Origin of the sequence: Pararhodonellum marinum (genome assembly GCF_015354735.1) — a bacterium.
Taxonomy (GTDB): Bacteria; Bacteroidota; Bacteroidia; order Cytophagales; family Cyclobacteriaceae; genus Pararhodonellum; species Pararhodonellum marinum.
Window position 1 is genome coordinate 163,234 of the sequence record NZ_JACEFJ010000003.1, and the last position, 25,190, is coordinate 188,423.

Genomic DNA, 25,190 nt, shown 5'->3' on the forward strand with positions numbered 1-25,190 from the left:
GTGGCCTGTGAAAATTTTAGTGTTGATTGTTGTGGTGATGGTTTGTTCAGGGGTGGCCTTCGGACAGGTCTTCAAAACCGATAAAGGTTATGTGGAGTTTCTGTCCAAGGCCCCTTTGAATGAATTTACCGGAAAATCAGAAAAATTGAACGGCATGATAGATTTGGACAAAAACATCATCGATTTTTTCATCGATCTCAATACCCTAAAAACGGGGATAGGATTGAGAGACAGACACATGCGGGAGAATTACCTGGAAACCAGTAAATATCCTTTTGCCGAATTTACCGGAAAAGTAAATGGGCTGAATGAAGATCTGATCGAAAAACTTCATGCCGGTCAATCTGTGGATGCCACCGGGAAATTTAAAATCCACGGTCAGGAAAAATCACTTGATGTACCCGGTACATTGACTTTATCTGAGGATAAGCAGTCTATGGTGTTGGAAGCCAGTTTCTTGATCATGTTGTCTGATTTTGACATCGATATCCCCAAGGTGGTTTTTTACGAATTGGCTGAAGAACAAAAAGTAAGCATCAAAGCTACCCTAAAACCCTAATCCACCTGTCTTATGAAAATGCTTATCCATACCATCCTGTTATGTTTGATGGCCTTAACCGCCCATGCCCAATTGGAGAGACAATTGGAGGAAAGTTCCAGAGAGGTGGACTTGATCTTTCATGCACCAAGGCACATCAACCTTTTGACCGTAGAGCCCCTGGAGAAAAAATCCCTCCATTTTGCCATCATGCATACATTTGGGACCTTGGATGGAGGGGTCAGGGATTTGTTTGGCCTGGACAATGGGGCCAATATCCAGTTTAGCTTTGAGTATGGCATTACCGATAAGTTCTCTCTTGCCATCGCCCGGGCAAGCCGTGACAAAGTGTACAATATGTATGGTCGGTATCATTTTTTCAAACAGACCATAGACGATGCCAAACCATTTTCCCTTTCTGTTTCAGGTGGAGTAGCGGTGAACAGTTCAGATTACAGTTTTCTGCCTGAACCTGCTATTGGTTTTTCAGACAGGTTAAGTTACAGCGGGCAAGTTATGTTGGCCCGCAGGTTTTCAGATAAAATAAGTCTTCAGGTAAGCCCTATGTTTGCTTACTTTCTCAACCCACAGCCCATTTTTCAGATCGAAGGGGAGGACAACCTGTACTTGGCACTGGGCTTTAGTGGCAAATACAAAATCACTGGAAAATCTTCCCTTACCTTGCAATATATCCCCAACCTGAACAATGACCTGCGCAACAACCTGGGTGTTGGGATTGATATTGAGGCGGGCGGGCATGTGTTTCAGATGTATTTTGTCACCAGTCAGGCCCTCAATGAACCTTATTTATTGGCTGGAGGCAACGGGGTACCCGGCGAACAGTTTCGATTGGGCTTCAATGTCAACCGGATTTTTGCGACGGGTAGGAGGGGGAGGTGATTGTTGCACTTATTTTAACACTGACCTATGGCTGCGTTTTGGGTTTCATCGAAGGAGGAACATTATATCTTCCGACCCGCTTCATTTCCCTTAAACTCCCATTCCAAGACCTCACCATCCTCTTCATTCTCTACTGTGCCCAAAAATTCAAATCCATTTCTTTTCAAGATGCCAATGGATCCCAGGTTATCAGGCATGGTGCGGGCTGTGATCCGGATGGCAGGGTCAGTCTTCAGGGATAATTCCACCATCAGTCTGCAGATTTGGATCCCGATCCCTTTTCCTTCATACTTTTTAAAAGTCCCGTAAGAAAGCTCAATCATACCATTTTTGGGCCTTCCTTTGTACCCGCAGCATCCCAAGATGTTGTTGTCCTGATCGGTTACAAAATAACCGATCCAAGGCTTTTCAAAACCTACTTTCTGGTAGAATTTCTCAAAAGCTTTAAGTACTTCGATACACTCCGGTTCATTCCAGAATCTTTTGTTTAGGCTTTCATCTATTTCTATGGGTAGGAGGTTCATGGGATACTTCGATTCGGAGTGTTTTTGTCAAGTTAATCAAAAGGTTCATTTTGAGCGTTAATTAGTAATGCACTTTTGTTTATACTTACTTTCCGAATCTAGGATCATTATATCGGGGTATGCTACCTATTTTCCGATTTATTTATCTTTTCCAATTCCTCAATATCTAAGATATCCTTCGGTCTTCCACAAACCCTTTTGGTTTTGATCAAACTTTGATAATCCAAAAAATCAATCAAAACACCATCCAATATTACGGTTGTGGCTTTGGTTTTTAATTCTTCAAAATTATATTCTTCCAAGCCCTTTAACCCAGACATCAAATCCAATCGCAAACCAAAGTCGAGGCTGATATCGGTCCATCCAGCCAAAAAAGGGATACTTTCCAATTCTTTGAAATCCCCTAAGCCCAATTCCTTAAAAGCATTTCTTAATTTCTTCCTGTTTTCCGGAGTGTCTTCAAGGAGTAAATCCAAGTCTCCGGTATTTCTGTTGTACCCGTAAAAATTAACGGCAAACCCGCCCACCACAATAAATTTTACATCGGCATTGAAAAGGCTTCTCCAGATTCGAACGATTTCCTCTCTCATGATTTATTGACTATTTTGCCTTCTCTGAGCAGCCGGGAAGCCTCCAATAGGGCAAATAACCTGTCTAACCTTTCCGCATATCCAAGGGATTTAATTTCTTCGATCCTGCGTGCTTCCTTGACCTCAGGAGATGCAAATTCCAATCTGCCTTTTCTCTGTTTCATCTATCAAAAATAGCCAAATCCTTCCAAATGTCTATTCACCCTTTAAAACAAATATGTTCATTTTTCCAGATGGATAATAGATTTCAAACCGAAAAGTCGGTTACAAAAAATAAATAAAAAGTTAAACTTACTCTATATCCATTCATAAGGGTCCTTAAAAGAACATCAGTGCTTCTCCTCTTGTCTGGAAGCAATGGCCCATTGCAATTCCACAGTTTCCCGGTTCCATAGATAAATTTCCTTTTTTCTAAAGTTGATCGCCACCCGGAAGTTGCTCAGAAATTCAAACCCCAGGATTCCGCTGACTTTAATTCCACTTTGGCTTTTATTGAAGTGATCCAAACTGACATATAAAGTTTTCATAGGTGGACATAAAAGGTCTCCTACCGTCAAATTTTCGTTTATTTGGGATTTTACGGAAACTTCTTTGGGACCGAAACTTGCAAGTGATTGTTCCGCTGCACGTGAAGTACCGGAATCATTCCGGTCCATCTCCTGTATATCCATCACGTTGGCAGAGGCCCCGGAATCCACACTCATTTTCAATCGCTTTCCATTGGCAAGAACTTCTATGAAAGGAACACCATTTCCCAGTGTAAAGGGTAGGGTATCTAAAGGAGTCTGATGAATATTTTTTGAAGCTAACCGGTTTCCTTTTTTATCGAGTCGGTAAATGGTCAACTCCTTAAAGGTATAATCCAAAACCAATTCGCAATTCTTAAAAATACTGTTTCCAACTACCCCCAATATTTTCAGACCGGAAGTTCTTTCCAAAGCAGAAAAATCAGTGATAGTTGCGAATCCCTGCTTTTCGAATCCCCCGAGGTTAAATCTTATGAAATCCACATCTTTTACCATCTCACTCCCGCTGATACCATAGAATCTGTCTCCGGTCGGTTTTCCATAGAAATATCGATTATTCAAGATGATCTCTGGTACTCCCGTATCCATGATAAACAGGCCGTTTTTCCCATTCACTGAAGCATGGATGATGACCAGATTATTTCTGAGTTCAAAGGGAACGCTTGTGACCGCAGGGTTTGACCAACCGTAAAAAGCCAATAGGAGATCAAAGGCAATGGCTATTAGGATCGTTTTCATCTTTTCGGAATTTAGATTATGGAAAATTCAGTTTAAATCCAGGTTCATTTTGTTGGTCCCCAAGGGGATTTCAACAGGTATGAATTCTTATTACCCAACCATATGAATTGGTAGCAGCCTTAAAATTGAAAAATCTGAAATGAAGGTTCGTGGACTTAGAATGCACAAATAGGACGAATAGAACACCCTTAGGACAGAGCGTGCATCAGTTGGAGAGACATTGCATTTTGGGAAGGATTATTTTGGATAAGTCCAGAAAAAAGCCGCTTTTTCACTGAAAATGTGAATGCAGTTAGTAAAAAATATCAATAATGTGCTGATTTAGACCGCCTTTTGCTCTCGCCATACCTGCGGAGATACGCCAAATTCCTGTTTGAAAACCCGACTGAAATAGGAGGGGTCATTGAATCCGCAGTCATAGGCTATTGCCGAAATACTGTAACCCGAATTGATGATCATTTCTTTGGCTTTCACCAACCGGAGGTAACGGATAAAGTGGGTAGCAGAAAGTCCGGTCAGTGCTGAAAGTTTGCGGTGTACCTGGGAATGGCTCAAAGCCAAAAAACGGCAGAGTTTTTCCACATCAAAATCAGGATCTTCAAGATGTGATTCAATTGTATTTCTGACTTTGATGACAAAGGCATGATCTAAGCTGTTGGTAAGCGGAAGGCTTTGGGTTTCCTTGTCTGCATTCTGCAAAATATTGGAATTGGTAGTGGTGTTTGGACTTTCCTGATCCTGAGGAGGATTTCCGGACAAACTGTCCTCCAGGGACAAGCGGTAATGCTGTTGCAATTGCCGTCGCAGTTCGAGCAGCTTTCTGGCACGAAGCAAAAGTTCTTTCTTTTCAAAGGGTTTGGTCAGGTAGGCATCGGCGCCTTGTTCCAGGCCTTCCAGCCTGCTTTCCAGATCGGCCTTGGCAGTGAGCATAATGATCGGTATATGGCTAGTGCGTTCGTCGGTTTTTAAAGTTTTGCAAACCCCAAATCCATCTTTGAAGGGCATCATGACATCCATCACAATAAGGTCGGGGGTCTTGTTAAAGGCCAAATCTTCACACTCCTGCCCGTTTTTGGCAATGTCCACAGCAAATTCATTTTTCAGGCAGGATGCAACAAATCCCAAAACATCCTCATTGTCATCGGCTATCAATACATGGGCGCTGCCATATTCATTGTAAGACGGCGTGATCAGATCCGGTAGTTGAGCCATATCAGTTGGTATAGCGTATTCATGGTTGGTCTCCTTATCCATCGACACCAGAGGAACCTTGATTGATGTTTCCGGATCTGAAAAAAACCGGAGAGGTAGCACCACTTCAAATTCGGCTCCGTAGCCTATCTTACTTTTGACAGCAATGGTTCCTTTCATCAATTTTACCAATTCATGGGTCAGTGCCAAACCAATTCCCGTACCCTCTCCATGCCGTGTATGGGAATCATCTGCCTGGTAAAAACGGTCAAAAATATACGGTAAGTCAGCTTCGGCAATGCCTATTCCCGTATCTTTGATTTTTAATACAAAACTTTCGTTTTTAGTGTCTGTTGAGACATACACATGGCCTCCTTTTGGGGTGAACTTGATGGCATTATAGATGATATTGGCAACTACCTGCTGCAATCTCACTTCATCAAAATCCATGTTTATTGGTTCTGCAGCAGAGATGAAGTGAACCCGAACGCCTTTGCTTTCTGCCAAGGCATGGAAGCTGTCCACAATATATCCCAGGAAAGAAACAACATCTGCATGATGAAATTGCAAGGATAATTTCCCGCTTTCCAGTTTGCTGAGGTCGAGCATATGATTGACCAATGTCAATAAATTCTGGCCGTTTCTTACAATCATTTTCATTCCTTTTTCCAAATGCTCATCCGGATTGTGGACTACCTGATGGGCCATCCCGAGGATCACCGTCAATGGCGTACGGAATTCGTGGGTGATATTGGTGTAGAGTTTGGTTTTGACGGCATCCAATTCCCTGAGCCGGTGTGCTTCCGCTTCTTGAAGCCGGTGGTTGAGATGGTATTTGTAAACCAAATAAATACTTCCACCTATTAGAATCAAATAACCTGAATAGGCCCACCAGGTGTGCCACCATGGGGGAAGAATAGAGACCTGTATCGAGGCCCCCTCCATGTTCCAGATTCCTTCACTATTTGCAGCGCGCAACCTAAAAGTGTATTCTCCATAGGGGACTTGACTATAATCCGCCCTGTTCAGTGAACCGGCATCACGCCAATCCGTATCAAATCCTTCCAGTATATAGGCATATTGATTGGACTTAGGATCACGGAAGTCAAGAGTCGCAAACTCAAAAGAAAAAGTGGTTTTATGGTAAGGAAGCCGGATTTCCCGGGATTTCCAAATGGGAGTCTGTAAAGGTTCTTCAGGTCCAGGAAGTACAGATTGACCTTCAACAATGAAATTCGTGAAAACCACAGGAGATGGGGAGCCAGCAGGATTAATCTTATCCGGATTAAAAACGGTAATCCCATTGATTCCCCCAAAAATCAAATTACCTGCCCGATCACAAACACAGGATGACACGTAAGGAAATGCACGTACACCGTGCCGTGCCCCAAAAGTATAGAATGAACGGGATTCAGGTTCAAAACGGCTCAGTCCCTTTGCAGTTCCTATCCAGATTTGTCCGTTTTTATCCCCGAGTATGCAGGAAACATTATTATCAGAAAGACCGCTGTTATAGGAAGTGAAATGCGTAAAGGTATTGTTTTTAACATCCAACAGATTGAGTCCGGATTTATGTGTTCCAATAAGCAGGCGGCCCGGTGACTCTTCATAAATGCTCGTGATGTATTCCCCAATCAGGCTGTTCGGGTTACCTGGGACGTTCTGAAAACGGGTAAATGTTTCCGTCTTTTTATCAAAACGGTTCAGGCCTCCACCTTCGGTACCGATCCAAATTACTCCGGGCTGGGAGGGCGCCTCATAAATGGTGGTTACGTCCGAATGGCTCAGGCTTCCCGGATTTTCCGGGTTATGTGTATATTGACCCATTTGGCCTGTTTCCCTATTCATGTAAATCAGGCCTGTCCATTTGGTTCCAAACCATAACAATCCTCCGCTGTCTTCAAATATGTAAACGACGTTCCCGATTTCAATCCCGGTATTTGTAGTGCCGACCCATACAGGAATGAATTCATCAGTCTTCTCATCCAATTGGTAGATACCGCCTTTTCGTCTTGTTCTATCTCCTTCACCGACCCAAAGCGTGCCGTCTTTTGTTTGCGCAATGGCCCTAATTGCGATTTCTTTAGAAGTAATTTTAGATAGAGCCAGGTATGATGGATTTTCATTTTTATGATGCCGGAACCTGACCAGGGTATTTACAGGGAAGAGTGCATTCACATGTAACATCCCGGAATTGCCCACACCAAGTACATTGATGATGTTATGGGAATGCTTTGGTGTAAGTGTTACATGTTCAAATGGTTTTTGACTTGGATGGATTTTATTAAGACCACCAAGTCCAGTGGTCCAGCGCATGCCGTCCCTTGATTCATACATACTCCACACTGTGACTGAAGCCAGGGATCCGGGAGTGTCAGGATCCGGTTTAAAGCGCAGGAGTTCTGCTGTCAAAGGATCATAGCGAACCATCCCATGGCCAATCCCCCCCATCCAGATGGCTCCTTGATTGTCTTCATAGATAAACCGGACACCGCCTACTTCAGTCTGAAAATCCCAAAAGGGTGGGCCAAGTTTACCGGGATCTTCCGGATCATATTCATGTCGGATAAAAACCCCTGATTCACGGTCCATGGTATGCAATCCGTTGTCCCATGTACCGACCCAAAACGTGCCACCCGAGTCCTCAAAGATGCACATGACATGATTGGAGCCTAAAGTATTGGGATCGTTGGGATCGTGTAAATAGCGTATGAAGGTTTCCGATTCACGGTCAAATCGGTTCAGGCCGCCGGGTCCTGGATTGTCCCCACCTCTGCTCCAGGGTTCGTTGGTTCCTATCCAAAGCGTTCCCTTACTGTCTTCAAAAATAGCGCGTGCCTGATCATTGCTAAGAGAGGTCGGATCATCAGGATCATACATGAATCGTGTAAATGAACCCGTTTTTCGGTCCATACGATTGAGACCATGCTGCGTACCCACCCAAAGATGTCCTTGGTGATCTTCCATGATCACTGTGACGGAATCATTGCTTATGCTTGCCGGATTTTCAGGGTCATGCCGAAAGTGGGTAAATGTCCCATTTTGAGGGTCAAAGCGGTTCAACCCCCCACCGAAGGTTCCGGCCCAAAGTGTGCTCTCACCGTCAACATACAAGGTCTCAACCCAATTTGACGAAAGAGAATAGGGGTATGAAGGATCGTGGCTATAATTCGTAAAAGAATATCCATCGTAACGGTAAAGGCCGTTCCCTGTACCTATCCAAATAAAACCGACTGAATCCTCCGCGATTTCTAAGGAACCTGCAACTCCATCCGGCAACTGAAGCTGTTCGAACCAGAAGGACGCTTTCTGGGCAACACAGATTTGGACTGTATTCATTACCATACAGGTACTGAACAAAAAAATGCCGAAATACGCAGTCAATGGTTTCATGGTCCTGCATTTAAGTTGTCCGTCTGATCTAACCAAGGTAAGTGCTTGGTTTACAGTAAGTGAATTTAATTATAAAATGCCAGTTTGCTCAAACAGCTTTGGTTTTCGTTTGACAGGGGATGGCCCTTTACTAATCAAATTTCAAAATCCTGATAGTATGAAGTTGAGATAAGCTTGTTATTTTGATGTATAATCGTGCCCTTCTTAGCTTGAAATCCACCCATTAATCCGGGCATGTCCCCCAGACTGGTTTGGGCAATACCCATGCAGTAGCACCCAAACTAAATTGATCCGGCTCAATCAGAAACTTTTCTACGCACCATCTTGACAGATCTTGGTTAAATTTTTCATTATGCCAAAACATGCTATTCATATCCGTGACGTGGCTTATATCCCATTCACCAATCGGTTGGTTAAACTGGGTTTCCGGAATAGCATCGTCCCATGCTCCAAACATGGCCCACATTTCTATTACATGGCTCACATCCCAATTCCCAATAGGTTGGTCAAAAATAGATCCAAAAAACATCCCAATCATATAAGTTACGTTGCTGACCTTCCAATCACCAATAGGTTGATTGAAATCAGATTCAGCAAACATAAACGACATATCCGTGACATTGCTGACGTCCCAGTTCCCAATAGGTTGGTTAAAGGGGTGGTTATTTAAATAATATCCTGCAAACATAGATTCCATATTGGTAACTTTGCTGACATTCCATTTTCCAATAGGTTGGTTAAATGAGGATGATCCATAAAACATTCCATTCATATTGATCACACTTCCCACATCCCAATCCCCAATGTCCTGATTAAAAGGAGCTTTATGATTTGCATTATTTGTAGAAAACATTCCCGACATATCCGTCACCTTACTTACATCCCATTCCCCGATGGGTTGGTTGAAATTGCTGTTATTAAACATGTAATGCATGTCTGTTACGCTACTGACATCCCAATTCCCGATGTTTTGGTTAAAGGGATTGACATTTGGCCACCCACTTGCGAACATCCACGACATATTAGTAACATTGCTCACGTCCCAGGTACCTAATTCCTCGTTGAAATTCTTATTATAAAATAACTGAGACATATCCCTTACCAAAGAGGTACACAGTTTGGACATGTCGGCATTCTCGTCCCTTCTTTGTCTCAATAAGACATTGTCTACAGCTTCAAATTCAACCCCATTAAACAGACCTTTCTCCCCAGGATTTGCCGTTTCACATTTGCAGGTAATTCCGTTTTCGGAGGGTTGAAATAAATTAGGCAGAACTGGTTCAGGGTCAGGTTCACAACCAAAAATCAGCCCCAGTAAAACAGCCAGTAAAAGAAAATGTAACCATAAAGCTTTCATAATCGGTAAAATTTTAAAGTGGAAAATATTATATAATTGTCAGGAACATTGATTCGAGTTATTACTGAATGGAGAGAGCCCTCTTCTAATTATTGAACTCTATCTCCGAGAATCAATCAACATCCAGAACATCAGTTGAAATGGAACCGAAATTTGATAAGGTTTAGATGGATAGGCTTGGACAGGTATTGCACAATTCGGACGGAGAGTGCATCAGTTGTCCTGAACCACCGTATTGTGGTCATGCGCCAATAACCATTTGTCATTTTGCTTGACAATGATGTATGTTTTTGTATTTCGCTGATTCTCATTCAGTACCCCAATCGGCAACTCGAACGGACTGATTAAATGGATTACTACAGCAACTGCTACGGTAGGTGCAACAAAACGGATGTCCATCCTGTCAATGGTCATGGTTACCCCTTTTAGAATCCTTTGATGAACTTCTTGGACTTCCATCAGTACCTCTTCACGCCCTTTGGTGATGCCACCCCCGGGGTTGATATGCACCCAATCCACAGTGGAGTAGCTGTGGGCATTTCGAAATGCCCCTTCATTGAAATCATCCTGAAATGCCACAATCACATTTTTTACTTCCTCTTTGTCTGATAGGCTTTGGGCCCCAGCAAAATTGAAAATCAAGTTCAACACGCTGAAAAGAAGAAGCATTTTCATAGTTTTTTTTTTAATTGATGATGTGAAATGATCTTTTTTAAGAAAATCAGCAGTGACCACTTCACCTCCATGTTTTTTACACAGGGGTAGGAATTGGTTTAATACTGTTTCTGATTACCTAAAATTAGGTGCAATGCGTAGAGAACAGGTGGTAAAAACAGGACTTTTCTATAGGGATGAATCCTTAAGTCCAAAAAGTTTTTCTGGAGCTTTATCATCTTCAAAAAAATAGGTTGTAGGATTTACGCCTGAGAAATACTGAAAATCTTTTGCTAAATGTTGATAGTCTTCGTAACCACACCACATGGCAATAGTCAGCCAATCCATTTCCGGATGATGGTATTTGATCCGAAAGGCTTTGGTTACTCTGGCAATTCGAGTAAAAAACTTGGGAGAGATACCCATCCGCTCTTTAAACTTTCGATCAAATTGTCTTTGACCTAAAAAACTGGATTGGGCGAGCTGTATGACAGAGGTATTTTCAGGATGCGCGATCAGTCCCATGGTCACTGTATCAAGTGGGTGCGCATCTCTTTTAATTGATTTTACCAATTCCAATAAGAATTTTTCCACGATATCAATCATTTCCCGATAGTCGTTTGTGCTGTTCAATCTGTCATTTACATAATTGATCTCAGGGAAAATGGACTCGGCATCTGTACTTGTATTGGTAAGTTCATAGCATGGAATTCCAGTAATGCGATAAAGTACACCCGGTAAAAAATTAACCAGGATAATCATAAAATCGCTGCTTCCCAAATGGCGGTTGGTACGTTCGACGGCCTGACCAATAAGCTGAGACCGGCTGCGAGCTAAAAATGAACCTCCTTGCACATACTCAACGATTTCGTGACCCCTGGGGTAAAAGGCAAGGGTTTGTTCTGGGCGAGGGGCATAGGGTTTGTAGGGAAGCTGCGTATTGTCAGCAAACTGGAAATGCCTGATTTGAAAGCATTCCACATATTCCCGCAAAGCGGGGGTGGGCAAAAAGGCTTTGCAGATCATTGGTTTTTGTTTGGTATAAGTTAGAGATAAATTCGGAAAATCGATATACAATCTAACTAAGAAAGAATTTCATGGTTCCGTATTTATTTCACCTGAAATTAGGCACTTTGCTGAAAGAACAGGTGGTAAAAACCGGACTTTTTCGAGAGGGAAAAATTTCACTGCCAAAAGGTTGCCTAAGGCCAATTTCTATGAATCCAGTGCCTAATCAGAAATGCTTCTAAATCTTTATCTATCTATTTTATTTGCCCGTAAACGCACAAAAGTGTTCGGATTAATTTTCCTAAGAGGATATAAATGCCCTATTTCCTTTACCTGAGGCATTTTAAAATGGTATATTATTTGGCAATGTCAAGCAATCACAGTTCTTGACATAAGCCTGATTTCCCTATGCTCAAAAGTTACTTCTTAATCGGAATCCGCAACCTTACCAGAGAAAAATGGTTTTCCTTGATCAAAATCCTTGGGCTGGCATTGGGGCTGGCAGCTGCTTTTATCCTAGGTTTATATATTCAGGAAGACCTTTCTTTTGATAGGTTCCATACCGATTCCTCGCGCATCTATCGGGTACTGACGCTTGATATGGCTGAGGGGGTCAGCAGCAAACTGGTGGGCGTAACCCCTGCAGCCTTAGGGCCAGCGATGGTGGAGGAACTTCCTGAGGTGACCAACGCAGTTAGATTAAGACAACAGGGGAGACTGAACATCAGCTATGAAGACAAGCTACTAAGGTGTGAAGGCTGCTTCCGTACCGAATCATCTTTTTTTGAGATATTTAACTTCCCTGTGCTTGAGGGAAAAAAGGAAGGAATTCTGGATGAACCGAATACCATTGCCATTACCGAAACATTGTCCAAAAGGATATTTGGGGAGGAAAGTCCAATCGGGAAAACCATTAAGGTTAACCAAACACTTGAACTTCATGTGGTGGCCCTATTGGCCGATTTACCGGCAAACTCCCATATTCAATTTGACCTGCTCAGGTCCTTGGTGCCAGGACAGGATGAGGAGAACTACCGACAAAGCCTGCTACAATGGGGAGGCCTGAATACTTTCACTTACCTGAAGTTTGATAGGGAAATAAACAAGGCTGAGGTCGATGCCAAGATTCAGGCTATAGCCAGAAAAAATGAAGCCGTAGATGTCTTTGTCCCCACCTTGCAGGCGCTGCACGATGTCCACCTGGGATCCAAGGAGATTCTTTTTGAGAGCAATTTCAATAAGTCTGACAGGCAGCATGTGGTCACCTTATCCATAGTCGCGGTATTGATCTTGTTTCTGGCCATCATCAATTTTGCGAACCTTGTAACCGCAAAATCCACCAACCGGGCAAAAGAAGTTGGCGTCCGAAAAGTGGTGGGGGCCTACCGTTCACATCTGATAGGACAGCATCTTTCAGAATCCATACTAGTGGTATTTTTATCTGGAGCAATTGCCTATGTGTTGGTTATGGGATTCCTACCTATATTGAATGACCTATACCAAAGGGGAGCGGAGGTTCAAGCCTTGTTTGATTTCCGGAATCTGTTGATCATTGTTGGGTTGATCCTCACCGTTGGTATATTGTCGGGTTTGTATCCGGCATTTGTGCTTTCTTCCTTCAACCCGCTTTCAGTCATGAAAGGGGCCTTTAAAAATTCGGAAAGCGGAAAATCCCTTCGTAAATCTCTCGTGGTTTTTCAATTTACAATCAGTATCGGGTTAATCGTAGGTACACTTATTGTGTACCAGCAGATGGATTTTATCTTCAATACAGACCTGGGTTATGACAGGGATCAGATCATCACACTTTCCCAAAATACCAACAACAGCGTGTTTCTGAAAAACGAGCTGTTTCAAAATCCTAATATCCATGCCATAGGCACTTCATCTGCACAAATCGGACAACAGCTCCCCAGGGGCGGGGTGTTGCCGCAAGGTGCCACAGAAGAAACGACTTACATTGTCAGCGAAATGAGCATTGATGAAGCTTTTATCCCTACCATGGGCATGACCATCCTAGAGGGAAGAAATTTCTCCTTTGCCGCCTCAGATTCCTTATCCATTATCATCAATGAGGAAATGGTAAAATTATTTGAATGGGAGGATCCTATAGGCATGAAAGTGGAATTAGGTGATGTCACTGTAGAGGTGATTGGGGTGGTAAAGGATTTCCATTTTGCCACCATTCGCCATAAAGTTGAGCCATTGATGATGTTTTTCAATCCTCAAAACAGCCAGATGGCACTGAAAGTGGATGTCCAAAACCTTAACCTAACCTTGGCAGATATTGAAGCCACTTGGAAAACGGTCAATCCTGAAATTCCATTTGAATTTAATTTTCTGGATGCGGAATTTGCCAACCTCTACCGAAATGACCAAGCCTTTGCCGCTATGTTTCTGCACTTTGCTGTTCTAGCCATCCTGATTGCCTGTTTGGGTTTATTTGGATTGTCTGCCTATACCGCAGAGCAAAGGCAAAAAGAAATCAGCATCAGAAAAGTGTTGGGGGCCTCTCCAAGCCATATTATGATGAAACTTTCCATGGAGTTTATTTCCTTGGTTGGTATTGCTTTTATCTTAGGCACTATCCTTTCCTATTTTGCCATGCATCAATGGCTGCAGGATTTTGAATACCAGATCAATATCAAACCATGGGTCTTTCTGATCACTGGATTTATTGCGCTCTTGATTACAGTAATGACCATTAGTTTCCAAACCATCAAAGCCACTTTCCGCGATCCGATCCATTCATTGAAAAGTGAGTGAGGGGTTGAGGAAAGGTTTGCCAAGTGGTATCTGAAAGCAAAAAATAGCATGTTGTATGTTTTTCTCAGATAAACGCAAAGAGCTGAAAGAAAACCATTCAAAAAACGGATTTATGATTTGAAAATCCTTAATGATGATGTGATGGTAAAAGTGTGACATTCGATAGCAGCATTGGAAGAAAACCTAAAATACTCGATATGAAAAATCCAATCTTGTTCAGCCTTGTATTCGGATTGATAATAACTTCCTGTGGCCAGAAAGATTTAAGTCTTTTAAATGCTTCAGAGGAATCAAATCTTTTGGCTTCAAAGTTGAATTCTGGCTCTCGGGCTGCTTTTTCAACCAAAAACAATCAAGTTGGAACCTTAATACCAGTTGCTGATATGCAAACCCCACGTGCTGCCCATACTGCAACACGGCTTAATGACGGGTCTGTTTTGATTTGTGGAGGTTTTGAGGGGAGTAATACCAAAAGGTTGTCTAGCGCCGAAATCTACGATCCTGCTTCAAAATCATTTACCAAAACAGCTCGTTTAACCACCCCCCGCATAGCCCATTCATCTTCGCTAATGTCTGGTGGGAAAGTGCTCATTGCCGGCGGATACGATGGCAATGCACTTTCCACGACTGAGATTTACGATCCTGAGTCTAAAACTTTTTCCAAGGGGCCGGACTTAAACACGCCCCGGTATGGGCATACTGCCACGCTTCTTCCTGACGGAAAAATACTGATTGCAGGTGGGGTAGGACCGGGCTGGACTTTTTTGTCCTCCGTTGAAATTTACGACTTCCAGACAAATGAATTTATACCAGTCAAGGACATGGCCCTGGCCCGTGAATCGCACACCGCCACGCTTTTGAAAAATGGAAATGTATTGATCACAGGCGGTCACAGAGACAGGAGAGAAAATTTAAAGGTGTACGCGTCTGCCGAAATTTATGATAGTAAATCCAATCAATTCTCTCCTACAGGAAGTATGAATATCCCCCGTCATAAACATGATGCAGTTTTGCTATCTGATGGAAAAGTATTGGTCAATGGCGGTGCTGACAAAAGGGATTCTCCGTATGCATCTGCTGAAATCTACGACCCCATCACTGCCCAATTCACTTCAATATCAGACATGAACTATCCCCGGTACAAACACCAAGAGACCAGTATTCTATTACCGGACAATACTGTTTTGATAGGTGGAGGTTCGGACAGGGCTGAGGTTTTCAATTACAAAACAGCCAAATTCACCCCGATTCAAGGCAATTTGGGGACCACTCGGTTATTTTCCCGTGCTACACAACTGGACAATGGGGAGGTATTGATTACCGGGAGTTATGATGACAGGATCATAGCAAGGAGTGAGTCTTGGTTGTTTGCGAAGCACAAACCATAAAGGCAGATTATTCAAATCAAAATACGGGAAATTAAACTTCATCCTACAATTGTCATATTACCTTCGGATATTTTGAGAAATGAATAGGAGTGCCATAAAAGGAGGGATTATTTGCTAGAGGCATATTGCTCCAACTAAGATAGATTATGAAGTATTATAAAACCATGCTCTCAGGTGAGGATTTTATTGGTATTATCAGAAAGCTTTATAAAAAAACAGCCAATCTTATTTTTTTTTATAATGCCCCTGTTATGAGGATACCATTTCTGCCCAATTCACACTCTGTCTTACTTCCTGCATTTCTTTCTGCAATTTTGGTGATCTTTATCCTAATTTTTCTGAAGCCTTTTGGAATATATTACGACCACTTTGATATCTATTACTTTAGTCTGTTAGCAGGTTATGGATTATTGAGCTTTTTCCCAATTGCTTTGTTGGAAAGGTATTATCCTAAAATCTATCCCAGTTGTAAAACCATTTCCTTTTCAGCTGGTGCAGTGATTACTTTGTCAGTGATCTCGGCGATAGTCTGGAAGTACAGTCATTTTCTGCATGTAACAGCACCCGAATTCCACTTTCCTGCCTTCTCATTTCCTGATGCAGTTTTCAAGGCATTTGCCGTTGGCTTGATCCCTTTGTCAATCAGGGGTATTTTTATCAATATGAAAGCCCATCAAATTAAAGAACTCAGTTCTAGGAAGGACGCCATTCAGCTAACTTCAGCAGATGGAAGGGATTGGTTTAAAATTGATCAGGAAAGTATTCTCTTTATCAAATCGTCCGATAACTATGTAGAAATCCATTATAAAACTGATGATAGGAAGATTAGAAAAAGGCTTATCAGAAACACCATTTCAGCTTTGGAAGAACAATTAATTGCGACATCCCTTTTCCGGTGCCACCGCTCTTTTCTTGTGAATTTGGAAAAAGTATGCGATGTAGAAGGGAATAGAAAAAGCATGGTATTATTCCTATCTGGGCTGCATATGGAAATCTCCGTTTCACGGACACGAATCACAGAATTCCAGTACCGAATGAAACTTAAGAAACCGGAATCGGTATTTCAATGATGAGATGAGATCTTCTTGGACCAAGAATTAAACAATCTCAAATTCCCATCCATCCCTAATACAGAACAACCTGTCCCATACTCCTCCAAAGGCATATTTTATTAGAAATCAACCAGTATACTTGTGAAAAACTTGTTAAGATCATGAAAAAATCAAGTATCTGCCTAGCCATTTTTTTTCTGCTATTTATCCCAAGAATTTATAGCCAACAAAAAGACCTGCATGTCAAAAACACCAAAACCATCTTATCAGATGGTGTTTCACTGGATAATGATATTTACCTACCTGACAGCATAAACAAATTTCCGATCATTATGATCAGGACCCCCTACGGAAAGCAGCAATTTAAAGGCTGGGGAGAGTTTTTCTCCAGACGGGGTTTAGGCGTTTTGATTCAGGATGTAAGGGGGAAATTTGGTTCAGAAGGTGAGTTTGTCCCTTTTCTCAATGAAAAAAGGGACGGGCTGGAAGTTTTGGATTGGATCACAGCCCAACCTTGGTGCGACGGCAACATTGGAGGGTTTGGGGCTTCTTATCTAGGATTTACTTCCCTTACTTTAGGAGATTCGGAACATCCAGCTTTCAAGGCTATATTCTCAAACTCTGGATGGATAAAACCGGAAAAAATGATAGCTCCGGGTGGTGCCATGCACCTGAGCCTTGCTTTTCCCTGGTTGCTACATGAAGAAACCCAAAGAAACAGAAATCTAGCTGAATTTGACCTCAACGCTTTATATTGGTCTGTACCACTAAAGGAGGCACTCCAAAACATAGGGGTATCCAGCAAGTCACTAGAAAACGAAGAAAAAAACTACAGGCTCAATGATGATTTTGCATTCGATAAGATAAAGATCCCTACATTCCATATTGCTGGAGGATTTGATTTTGTCAAAGAAGCCTCTCTGGAAGCCTTTTTAAAAGTCCAGGATGTGCCTCAAAAGCTGATCTTTGGCCCTTGGTTCCATAATCAGGAGCATACTCCCATTACAAAGGTTGGAGATGAGGATTTCGGAGAGGAATCCAAGCTTGGAGATGGGGAAATACTGCAGCTTGCCAATCAGTGGTTCAGTTATTGGCTCAAAGGAGAGGAAAACAGTATCATGGAACAGCCAGAGGCACGGGTTTTTGTCATGTTTGCCAATCAGTGGTTGGATTTTGATGAATTTCCTCCTAAAAACACTCACTTGAATTTTTACTTTTCATCGGAAATCAAAGCAAATAGCCGCTTTGGTGATGGTCTGCTTAGTACGGAGGTTAAGAAAGGGGGGAAATATAGCAGCTTTATGTATGACCCCTTAGATCCTGTGCCGACTACAGGCGGTGCCAATTTTCACTTTTTCCCTGAGACAGTAGGGATTAAAGATCAAAGAAATGTGGAGGAGCGGGAAGACATTCTTGTTTATACCTCAGTACCCTTGGTTGAAGAACTTTTGGTAGTGGGCAAGGTGATAGTGAAACTGTTTGCAGCCACGGAAGGAGTGGATACAGATTTCACCGCAAAACTGGTTTTAGTAGAGGAAGATGGGCTTGCAAAAAATGTCTGCGATGGTATCATCAGAGCAAGATTCCAAAAGGGCTTGGATAGTGAGGAACTCTTAGTCCCTAATAAAATTTACGAATATGAAATAGATCTGGGACATACAGCTTTTGCCATAAAAGCCGGTCAGCGGATTCGGGTAGAAATTTCCAGCAGCAATTTTCCAAAATATAACCGAAATTTTAACGTAGCTGCAGACCCTTACACAGCTGATGAAATGAAAGTGGTACAACAGAAAATATTCCATCAACCCGAAAATCAGTCTATTCTAATCTTACCAGTAATAAAGTAACAATAGGCCGGATGACTGATTTACAATGTCTGAGGTAAGGAAAAAAAACAAAAAGTAACAAGCAAGAAGGACTCGAAATAAAGTCAGGGGGATTACACCTTTATCTTCTCCCTTTAAAATCTAAACTGAAGCATAAAAAAAGGAGGCTGCAAAATGCAACCTCCTCTCAATTTTTTCACAAAAATGATCATCAATTGTTTGGGGTCATCAAACTATTTGTGAGCAATTCATCGGCTGATATCGGCCAAATATAATTAGGTGAACTAGGTGGCACTGCCTGAATATTTTCCTTCCCTGGAATAGGGCTCAAAGTCCTAAGCAAATCAATTGACCTAAATCCTTCACCTATTAGTTCAAGCCTTCTTTCCAACATGATTGCTTCTACTAAATCTTCTGATGATCCAAAAGCTGGATAAGGCGAGGTCGGATTTGACCTTGTTCTAACAGCATTAAGTAAAGAAAGCGCACGCGGAAGATCTGAATCCGATCTTGACAAGGCCTCAGAAAGGTTTAACAATACTTCCGCATACCTGATGATGGGGGCATAATCCAGGTGTTGTGGACCACGCGGGAATTTATTCAGGTAAGGAAGATCATTGCTGGGATTATCAAATATCCATGAAGACCTGGCATCGTTCTGTCTATCAAAAACTGTCGTCGAAAATATCCCATCTTCCTCATTGATAGAGTAATCTCCGACACCTCTGGGACCTGGATTGTAATAACTTCCCAGACCGTTTTGTACACCAGGTAGTGCCAATTCAGTAAATGGTGCTGAAAAGATACTTTCCGTAGTGGTATATGGAGTTGCAAATACATCATTAATATTGGGCTGTAAAGCATGATTAACCCCACTTGAGGCCACAAAAGGAGCGGTTTGGCTCACAATTTTATTTGCTTCCACTATTACATTCTGGTATTGCTGCATGGCCAAGTATACCCTTGTTTTCAAGGCGATGGCTGTGTTTTTATGCGCCTTAATGGTATTGTCCAGCGGGGATCCATTCGAATCTTCAAGATTCTGTTCTGCAAAATTTAGGTCCTCAATAATTTGTGCATAAACTTCTGCAACCGAACTTCTTGCCAATGCATTGTTTGCATTGTCTAATTCGGGCTGTAGCCTTAGGGGTAAACCGGGTTGCTGACCATTGTTGTCCGCGTAAGGTCTTGCATATAACTGCAACAAAGAGAAATAGGTCAAACCTCTTAAGAATCTTGCGTGGGCTTGATATAGAATCACTTTTTCTTGGCCTCCCACTTTATCGGCATTTTGGGATACCCCGTCCATAAAAATATTTGCCCTGTTGATTAGCAAATAAGCAACAGACCAAAGATTCTGCACCTCATTATTTGTGGATACCAAAGTATGCTGCCAGGTAGATAGTCCGGTTACAACGTTGGTCGTACGATTTATAAACTCCTCGCCCCTGATATCATTGTATACTAAGTATCTACTACCATAAAATTGTCCGGAACCCAGCGTTGCATACAAGCCATTGAGCAATTGGTCTGCCTTATCAGGCGTATCAAAAACTACAGCATCAGAAAACGTGATTCTCGGAATCGGGTTGAGTAATTCATCGTTACATGCTGAAATCAGAATCAGCAAAGCCAGCAAGCTGCTATAATATATTTTTTTCATGTTTGTTTCTTTTAGATTCCTATGTTTATGCCAAGGGTAAAGGTTACTGCCTGACCAAATGAGTTCCTGTCAACGCCCGAGGCAGTGGGGTTATTTCCGTTGGTTGAAATTTCAGGGTCAGATCCGGAATAATTTGTAAATAGGAAGGCATTCTGAACCTGTCCATAAATCCTTGCATTTGAAATTTTTAATCTTTGGGCAACTTGGGAAGGGATCGAGTAACCTAAACTTAGATTTCGAACTCTGACAAAATCTCCTTTTTCGACATTTTCTGAGATCGGAAAGGCACTTCCATTGGATACGTTATCGGTATAAACTGCCCTTGGAATAGTTCCGTTGGTGTTTTGAGGAGTCCATCGGTCCAAAACATCTTTGTGGTTGTTCCAAAAACGCATATCCCTCAAACCCGCCTGTGTACCGTTGTATATGTAATTTCCACCTGAAAATTGAACAAAAATGCCCAGGTCAAAATTACCATATCTGAATGTGTTGTCAATTCCACCAAACCATGTAGGGAGTACGGGACCCATGATTATTCCATCGGCATTTTGGGTGGGTTGGGGGGTGGGTTGACCGTCCAAGGTAGTCCAGCCTGTTCCCAGGTGTTCATATTGGACCAGAGTCTCTTCTCCATTGGGCCCCCTTTTCACAAAAATCCTTCTACCGTTCTCAGGATTGACTCCCCTTGTTTCGACTACAAACAAACTTCCGACAGATTGTCCGACTTTGGTAATGTTAACAGTTTCCAAAGAAGTAGGGGTTAAAATCTGAGAACCTTCCGCTTCCAAAGACAATACTTCATTCCTCAGTGTGGAGAAATTAAGGTTGATATCCCAACTGAAATTTTGTTTTTCAATTGCCTTGAAATTTACCGCCATCTCAATCCCACGGTTGAGCATAGAACCAATGTTGGTATCAATGGAACCACTTCCAAGCATGGTACCAGCGTTATCAGGTACGCCTTTTGAAGGTGCCTGGGGAACAGGTAATATTAATCCATCAACCAGGTTATTGTACCATGTAAATTCACCTTCAATCCTGTTTTTGAGCAAGGAGAAGTTGATTCCCAAATCAGTTTTCTTACTTGTTTCCCACGTCAGGTTTGGATTACTTGGTTGAGTATATAGGATGGTAGGAAGAGGACCATACAGTCCTGTTCCATACAGGCCCAGTGATGCAAAATTATTGACTCCGTTATTTCCAACCAATCCGTGGCTAGCTCTGAATCTAAAATAATTTATTTGTCTCCCGATATTGGAATTTTTCCAGAAACTCTCCTCAGAAATGATATAGCCTGCGGAAGCACCCCAAAAATTTCCAAATTTATTCCCTGCTGCAAAAGCTGAAAAACCATCTCTTCTTGCATTGAGAGAAAGCAGGTATTTACTGGCAATAGTAAAATTGGCCCTGGTAAAGAAGGATGCGAGGTAATTTTCAGTTTGGATACTTCCAATTGGAATTATTGTGGTGAAATTTCCCTGAAAGGAATCAAAAAAATCATCTGCAACGACAGTTCTTCTTGCACCCCATCTTTCATCCTGCGTATATTGCTGCTCATTTCCAAGAAGCAAATTGACATCTACTAAATCCCCTATACCTGTATTGTAATTCAGGGTGTTTTGTAAATTCCATCTGTTCATCGAGCGATAAAGGTTGTCAGCCAGTCCTCCGTTACCGAAACCGTCTCCATGAAGACTGGAATAAAAGGTTTGATCTTCAATACTAAGCCTATCTATACCGTATGTCGTTCTGAAATTTAAACCGTTGATGATCTGAATGTCTCCATATATAGATGCCATAAGGTGGTTATTGACGGATGACATTCTGTTGAGGTCCAAAATGGGTGCTGGATTGGTAAAACCAGATTGAACTAGATTATTTCCTGGTCCTAGCTGATTATTCGGGGTAATGTTATAACTGCCATCATTTAAAAATACAGGTACATTGGGTGCACTTATCAAAGGAAGTCTGCCTAAACCGGAGGTATTGAAAGTCTGTCCAGGAAGGGATCCTGTATTCGGTGCCCTATTTACCGCATTCGTATAATTCATGGTGGCACCAATAGTAAACCTGTCAAATACCTTATGATCAATATTCAATCTTCCGGTGATTCTCTCAAAATCATTTCTTTTTATCATCCCTTCCTGATAAGTATACCCTGTTGAGAAGTAATAATTTGTTTGGGCATTACCACCTGAGATGCCTAAGTTGTGCGCATGTGATATACCACTCCTCATGACCTCATCATACCAGTTGGTGTCAACAACTCTATTGTCTGCATCAGTAAAAGGAAAAAATGCTGCTTCCTGCCCAGCGTTGGCCCTGGCCTCATTTTTAATCATCATATACTCTTCAGCATTCAGGAGATCGAAAAGTCTAACAGGATCCGTCCTGCCCACCCAAGAGTCGAATGTCACTTTAGACACACCCTGATCTCCTCTTTTGGTTGTGATAAGAATTACACCATTGGAAGCACGTGAGCCATAAATGGCAGCTGCTGCCGCGTCTTTCAATATTTCTACAGAAAGAATATCATTTGGATTGATATTGCCTAAAGGATTGTTGGCTGCACTGTTGAATGAAAGTCCTGCTCCTGTAGCATCCCGATCATTGTCAGAAAAAGTCGGAACGCCATCGATTACAATCAAAGGATAAGAACTTAAACTCAGCGAATTGACACCTCTGACACGGATTACAGGTGGATTGTTAAGGACTCCGTTTGGAGTAGTGATATTTACTCCGGCTACTCTACCTTGCAAAGCTTGATCAAAACTCTGTATAGGTACATTTCGAATCGTTTCTCCATCAACTGAGGAAATCGCTCCAGTGACAGTTCGTTTTGATTGGGCACCATAACCTACTACAATGACCTCGCCTAGTGTTTTGGTGTCCACATCCATGGTTACTTCCAAGGTGTTGCTATTATCCAAACGCACGGTTTTGGAAATAAATCCAATAAAACTAAAACTAATCTCTGATGAACCTTCAGGCACCAATAAGCTGAAATTCCCATCTATATCCGATACAGTACCGGTATTGGTACCCCTAACGAATACATTGACTCCCGGGAGGCCTTCCCCATCTTCTGAGGAAATCACCTTTCCACTTAGAGGCCTGCTTTGGGCAAACAGTCCACAATGGACGGTTATTGCCATTAGAAACAGCAGTAAAACTTTCTTCATAAACTTTTTTTTAAATTGTTTGTGTCAATGACCTTCATTGAAAAGTCTAAAAATAGACGGTGACTTATCTTTTAAAAACACCCAAAAAGGGGTATAAAAAATGTTAAAAAATCACTTAATTGAGGTTAAAAGAAAGCTAAATTTGAAAATCCGCTTCTTTGCCAGTAACCCAATATTCTTCTTCAAACGGGTCGGAAGTCCGAAGTCCCCCGCTTGTCGTCGGTCAAATATGTACCGGACATTTCAGTTTGCTGGCAGGAATTAATTGAATTACCATTTTACTGGCATCATGGCATACCTACATGAAGCTTAATATAGCATTTGCATATCCCATGTATTAGGTCCGAATTAATTAAAATGCGTTTGATTATGTCGGTTTGGTTATATGTCAATCTCAATTAAGATGAGTAAGAAATACATTTAAATTAAGGACAAATCCAATCGATGAATTGTAAATAATGGATGAATTTAAATGATTTCAGAATTTGTGAAAAGATGGGCTTTGAATAGTATAATTGAATATTACATCCATGTTAAAGGACAAAAAATCAAATGTCAATGATTCAAAACGATGAATAGATAATTTGATCCGCTTACATCTGCCTCACCTTGTTAATCTTTTGATGAGTAATAGGGCCTGCAATGAAATCAAATTCCACTGGAAGACTGTTTTTTTTGGTTTTAAACACGCCTTTGATCAAAACCAAATATTTTCCATCGAGAATTAACCTTTTATCAATCGGATATTCATCACCATAGTATTTGCGGGCTATTCTGTCTGAAATAAAAATATTGAAATCGCTGGTAAACACCACATTGGGATCTCCCTTCAATAAAGTTAATCCCATGTTTTTAAACTGCTCTTTATCTAAAAATATCAATCCTCCCTCTATGGTTCTTAAATCAGATATTGATCCGGTTTCCAAATTAAAAAAGACAAATTCATACTTGACCGAAGATGCATTGGTTTCTGTGGAATGCGGTTTATGCTCTTTGTTTTCATAAGAATCAATCTTATCATAATTTTCCTTCACGCCAAATTTTTTTAAATCCACAAATTCAACAGATTGTTCTGAAGTAATCATTGTCAAATTAGAATTTTGTGCAAGAAGAACATCTGAAAAAGAGCCAATACAAACAAACATCAAAACAGCTTTCACCCAAATTATTTTATCTATAGCTTTCATGTATCCTATTATTTTAGTTACAAAAAATTCATACACCAAAATAATAAACACGATTCATGCCATCCTTGAAGACCTTTTTCTGAAGTTGAGAGGCACAAATTGAAAACCCTTATGTCCAAAAGTGAACTTGGATTATCCGTTAACGGACAAATTGTATTTTAAATATTTGTTGATTTTTAAAAATGCTTCAAAAAATGGGGGAAATGAAGCAATAATTAAGTATTTAATTCAATTGCAGCAATTATAAATGTGAATGACATTTACCTGGATGGCAAAATTTATATCGGTGCCCTTAAGTGAATAAAGGTTGAAAATTTAATTTGATAATTTTTAGCCGTAACGATAAAGTTATTGACCTGTTAGGGATAACACCTGGCCCTTTGCTTTCTTCTTTTTATTTCTAACAACAAGTTTTGGTTCATCATATATTTCAGAAGTAAGCACATATCCTGGTCTTCCATTTACCTTTACGATCGACCATACGCCTCCATTCATTTTAGTCTTACGGAGGTAATCAATGGTTTCATCTTTTTCAAGTGTAGCTATGATCTCCGTGGAGGTACTGGCTTGGCCGTATACTTTTACTTTCTCAAATCTGCTTTTCACCTGAGACAAAGCTTCACCTGTAACTTCATTATTTTCTGTTGCACTGCTGAAAACAAGGAGAATACAAATTGCTAAAATGTTGATTGATAATTTCATAGCC

At 41.4% G+C, this 25,190-nt stretch carries 18 protein-coding genes; 6 read left to right on the plus strand and 12 right to left on the minus strand.

Annotation, left to right across the window (positions count from 1 at the left end; translation table 11 throughout):
* The first annotated feature begins 7 nt into the window (after window positions 1–7).
* Both H1A14_RS07835 and H1A14_RS07840 read left to right on the plus strand, forming a co-directional pair.
* The gene (locus H1A14_RS07835; RefSeq protein WP_317174861.1) at window positions 8–559 is read left to right on the plus strand and encodes a YceI family protein; all 552 of its coding nucleotides are present in this window, start codon (window positions 8–10) and stop codon (window positions 557–559) included.
* Window positions 560–571: 12 nt separating this feature from the next.
* Window positions 572–1,438: a DUF5777 family beta-barrel protein gene (locus H1A14_RS07840; protein ID WP_194775684.1), complete on the plus strand. Its 867-nt coding sequence runs from the start codon at window positions 572–574 to the stop codon at window positions 1,436–1,438.
* Between the two features lie 62 nt (window positions 1,439–1,500).
* On the opposite strand, the gene H1A14_RS07845 is transcribed toward H1A14_RS07840, so the two are convergent.
* The 8 genes from H1A14_RS07845 to H1A14_RS07880 form a co-directional block, all read right to left on the minus strand.
* Window positions 1,501–1,962, minus strand: a complete 462-nt coding sequence (locus H1A14_RS07845; protein WP_194775685.1) for a GNAT family N-acetyltransferase — start codon at window positions 1,960–1,962, stop codon at window positions 1,501–1,503.
* A gap of 122 nt (window positions 1,963–2,084) precedes the next feature.
* On the minus strand, window positions 2,085–2,552 hold the full coding sequence (locus tag H1A14_RS07850) for a hypothetical protein (protein ID WP_194775686.1): 468 nt from the start codon (window positions 2,550–2,552) through the stop codon (window positions 2,085–2,087).
* Window positions 2,549–2,716 (minus strand): hypothetical protein, encoded by a 168-nt coding sequence (locus H1A14_RS07855; RefSeq protein WP_194775687.1) that lies wholly within the window; start codon window positions 2,714–2,716, stop codon window positions 2,549–2,551. The genes H1A14_RS07850 and H1A14_RS07855 overlap by 4 nt, the downstream gene beginning before the upstream one ends.
* Before the next feature lie 165 nt (window positions 2,717–2,881).
* Window positions 2,882–3,817: an aspartyl protease family protein gene (locus H1A14_RS07860; protein ID WP_194775688.1), complete on the minus strand. Its 936-nt coding sequence runs from the start codon at window positions 3,815–3,817 to the stop codon at window positions 2,882–2,884.
* 321 nt (window positions 3,818–4,138) lie between these two features.
* Window positions 4,139–8,401 carry a hybrid sensor histidine kinase/response regulator transcription factor gene (locus H1A14_RS07865; RefSeq protein WP_194775689.1) on the minus strand — a complete coding sequence of 1,421 codons (4,263 nt, stop codon included), beginning with the start codon at window positions 8,399–8,401 and terminating at the stop codon, window positions 4,139–4,141.
* Window positions 8,402–8,624: 223 nt separating this feature from the next.
* Window positions 8,625–9,758 (minus strand): BspA family leucine-rich repeat surface protein, encoded by a 1,134-nt coding sequence (locus H1A14_RS07870; protein ID WP_194775690.1) that lies wholly within the window; start codon window positions 9,756–9,758, stop codon window positions 8,625–8,627.
* A gap of 213 nt (window positions 9,759–9,971) precedes the next feature.
* Window positions 9,972–10,433 (minus strand): SgcJ/EcaC family oxidoreductase, encoded by a 462-nt coding sequence (locus H1A14_RS07875; protein ID WP_194775691.1) that lies wholly within the window; start codon window positions 10,431–10,433, stop codon window positions 9,972–9,974.
* Between the two features lie 168 nt (window positions 10,434–10,601).
* Window positions 10,602–11,438 carry a helix-turn-helix domain-containing protein gene (locus H1A14_RS07880; RefSeq protein WP_194775692.1) on the minus strand — a complete coding sequence of 279 codons (837 nt, stop codon included), beginning with the start codon at window positions 11,436–11,438 and terminating at the stop codon, window positions 10,602–10,604.
* Window positions 11,439–11,828: 390 nt separating this feature from the next.
* On the opposite strand from H1A14_RS07880, the gene H1A14_RS07885 reads away from it, so the two are divergent.
* The 4 genes from H1A14_RS07885 to H1A14_RS07900 all read left to right on the plus strand — a co-directional run bounded on the left by H1A14_RS07885 (window position 11,829) and on the right by H1A14_RS07900 (window position 18,473).
* Entirely contained in the window at window positions 11,829–14,186 is a 2,358-nt protein-coding gene (locus H1A14_RS07885; RefSeq protein ID WP_194775693.1) for an ABC transporter permease, read from the plus strand.
* 197 nt (window positions 14,187–14,383) lie between these two features.
* On the plus strand, window positions 14,384–15,574 hold the full coding sequence (locus H1A14_RS07890; RefSeq protein WP_194775694.1) for a Kelch repeat-containing protein: 1,191 nt from the start codon (window positions 14,384–14,386) through the stop codon (window positions 15,572–15,574).
* Between the two features lie 146 nt (window positions 15,575–15,720).
* The gene (locus tag H1A14_RS07895; protein WP_194775695.1) at window positions 15,721–16,644 is read left to right on the plus strand and encodes a LytR/AlgR family response regulator transcription factor; all 924 of its coding nucleotides are present in this window, start codon (window positions 15,721–15,723) and stop codon (window positions 16,642–16,644) included.
* A gap of 143 nt (window positions 16,645–16,787) precedes the next feature.
* Window positions 16,788–18,473 (plus strand): CocE/NonD family hydrolase, encoded by a 1,686-nt coding sequence (locus tag H1A14_RS07900; RefSeq protein WP_194775696.1) that lies wholly within the window; start codon window positions 16,788–16,790, stop codon window positions 18,471–18,473.
* Between the two features lie 190 nt (window positions 18,474–18,663).
* On the opposite strand, the gene H1A14_RS07905 is transcribed toward H1A14_RS07900, so the two are convergent.
* The 4 genes from H1A14_RS07905 to H1A14_RS07920 all read right to left on the minus strand — a co-directional run bounded on the left by H1A14_RS07905 (window position 18,664) and on the right by H1A14_RS07920 (window position 25,186).
* Window positions 18,664–20,115, minus strand: coding sequence for a RagB/SusD family nutrient uptake outer membrane protein (locus tag H1A14_RS07905; protein ID WP_194775697.1), 1,452 nt, complete (start codon window positions 20,113–20,115; stop codon window positions 18,664–18,666).
* Window positions 20,116–20,126: 11 nt separating this feature from the next.
* Complete coding sequence (locus H1A14_RS07910; RefSeq protein WP_194775698.1) at window positions 20,127–23,297, minus strand: SusC/RagA family TonB-linked outer membrane protein; 3,171 nt, start codon at window positions 23,295–23,297, stop codon at window positions 20,127–20,129.
* Window positions 23,298–23,890: 593 nt separating this feature from the next.
* Complete coding sequence (locus H1A14_RS07915; RefSeq protein WP_194775699.1) at window positions 23,891–24,484, minus strand: ABC transporter permease; 594 nt, start codon at window positions 24,482–24,484, stop codon at window positions 23,891–23,893.
* Window positions 24,485–24,832: 348 nt separating this feature from the next.
* Window positions 24,833–25,186 (minus strand): hypothetical protein, encoded by a 354-nt coding sequence (locus H1A14_RS07920; RefSeq protein ID WP_194775700.1) that lies wholly within the window; start codon window positions 25,184–25,186, stop codon window positions 24,833–24,835.
* Window positions 25,187–25,190: the final 4 nt, after the last annotated feature.

Excerpts from the sequence above, each read along its gene's own strand:
- H1A14_RS07860 (WP_194775688.1), bottom strand. The coding sequence starts at position 3,817 with ATGAAAACGATCCTAATAGCCATTGCCTTTGATCTCCTATTGGCTTTT.
- H1A14_RS07870 (WP_194775690.1), bottom strand. The coding sequence starts at position 9,758 with ATGAAAGCTTTATGGTTACATTTTCTTTTACTGGCTGTTTTACTGGGG.
- H1A14_RS07840 (WP_194775684.1), top strand. The coding sequence starts at position 572 with ATGAAAATGCTTATCCATACCATCCTGTTATGTTTGATGGCCTTAACC.
- H1A14_RS07850 (WP_194775686.1), bottom strand. The coding sequence starts at position 2,552 with ATGAGAGAGGAAATCGTTCGAATCTGGAGAAGCCTTTTCAATGCCGAT.
- H1A14_RS07920 (WP_194775700.1), bottom strand. The coding sequence starts at position 25,186 with ATGAAATTATCAATCAACATTTTAGCAATTTGTATTCTCCTTGTTTTC.
- H1A14_RS07900 (WP_194775696.1), top strand. The coding sequence starts at position 16,788 with ATGAAAAAATCAAGTATCTGCCTAGCCATTTTTTTTCTGCTATTTATC.
- H1A14_RS07855 (WP_194775687.1), bottom strand. The coding sequence starts at position 2,716 with ATGAAACAGAGAAAAGGCAGATTGGAATTTGCATCTCCTGAGGTCAAG.
- H1A14_RS07910 (WP_194775698.1), bottom strand. The coding sequence starts at position 23,297 with ATGAAGAAAGTTTTACTGCTGTTTCTAATGGCAATAACCGTCCATTGT.
- H1A14_RS07905 (WP_194775697.1), bottom strand. The coding sequence starts at position 20,115 with ATGAAAAAAATATATTATAGCAGCTTGCTGGCTTTGCTGATTCTGATT.
- H1A14_RS07885 (WP_194775693.1), top strand. The coding sequence starts at position 11,829 with ATGCTCAAAAGTTACTTCTTAATCGGAATCCGCAACCTTACCAGAGAA.
- H1A14_RS07895 (WP_194775695.1), top strand. The coding sequence starts at position 15,721 with ATGAAGTATTATAAAACCATGCTCTCAGGTGAGGATTTTATTGGTATT.
- H1A14_RS07890 (WP_194775694.1), top strand. The coding sequence starts at position 14,384 with ATGAAAAATCCAATCTTGTTCAGCCTTGTATTCGGATTGATAATAACT.
- H1A14_RS07915 (WP_194775699.1), bottom strand. The coding sequence starts at position 24,484 with ATGAAAGCTATAGATAAAATAATTTGGGTGAAAGCTGTTTTGATGTTT.
- H1A14_RS07875 (WP_194775691.1), bottom strand. The coding sequence starts at position 10,433 with ATGAAAATGCTTCTTCTTTTCAGCGTGTTGAACTTGATTTTCAATTTT.
- H1A14_RS07880 (WP_194775692.1), bottom strand. The coding sequence starts at position 11,438 with ATGATCTGCAAAGCCTTTTTGCCCACCCCCGCTTTGCGGGAATATGTG.
- H1A14_RS07845 (WP_194775685.1), bottom strand. The coding sequence starts at position 1,962 with ATGAACCTCCTACCCATAGAAATAGATGAAAGCCTAAACAAAAGATTC.
- H1A14_RS07865 (WP_194775689.1), bottom strand. The coding sequence starts at position 8,401 with ATGAAACCATTGACTGCGTATTTCGGCATTTTTTTGTTCAGTACCTGT.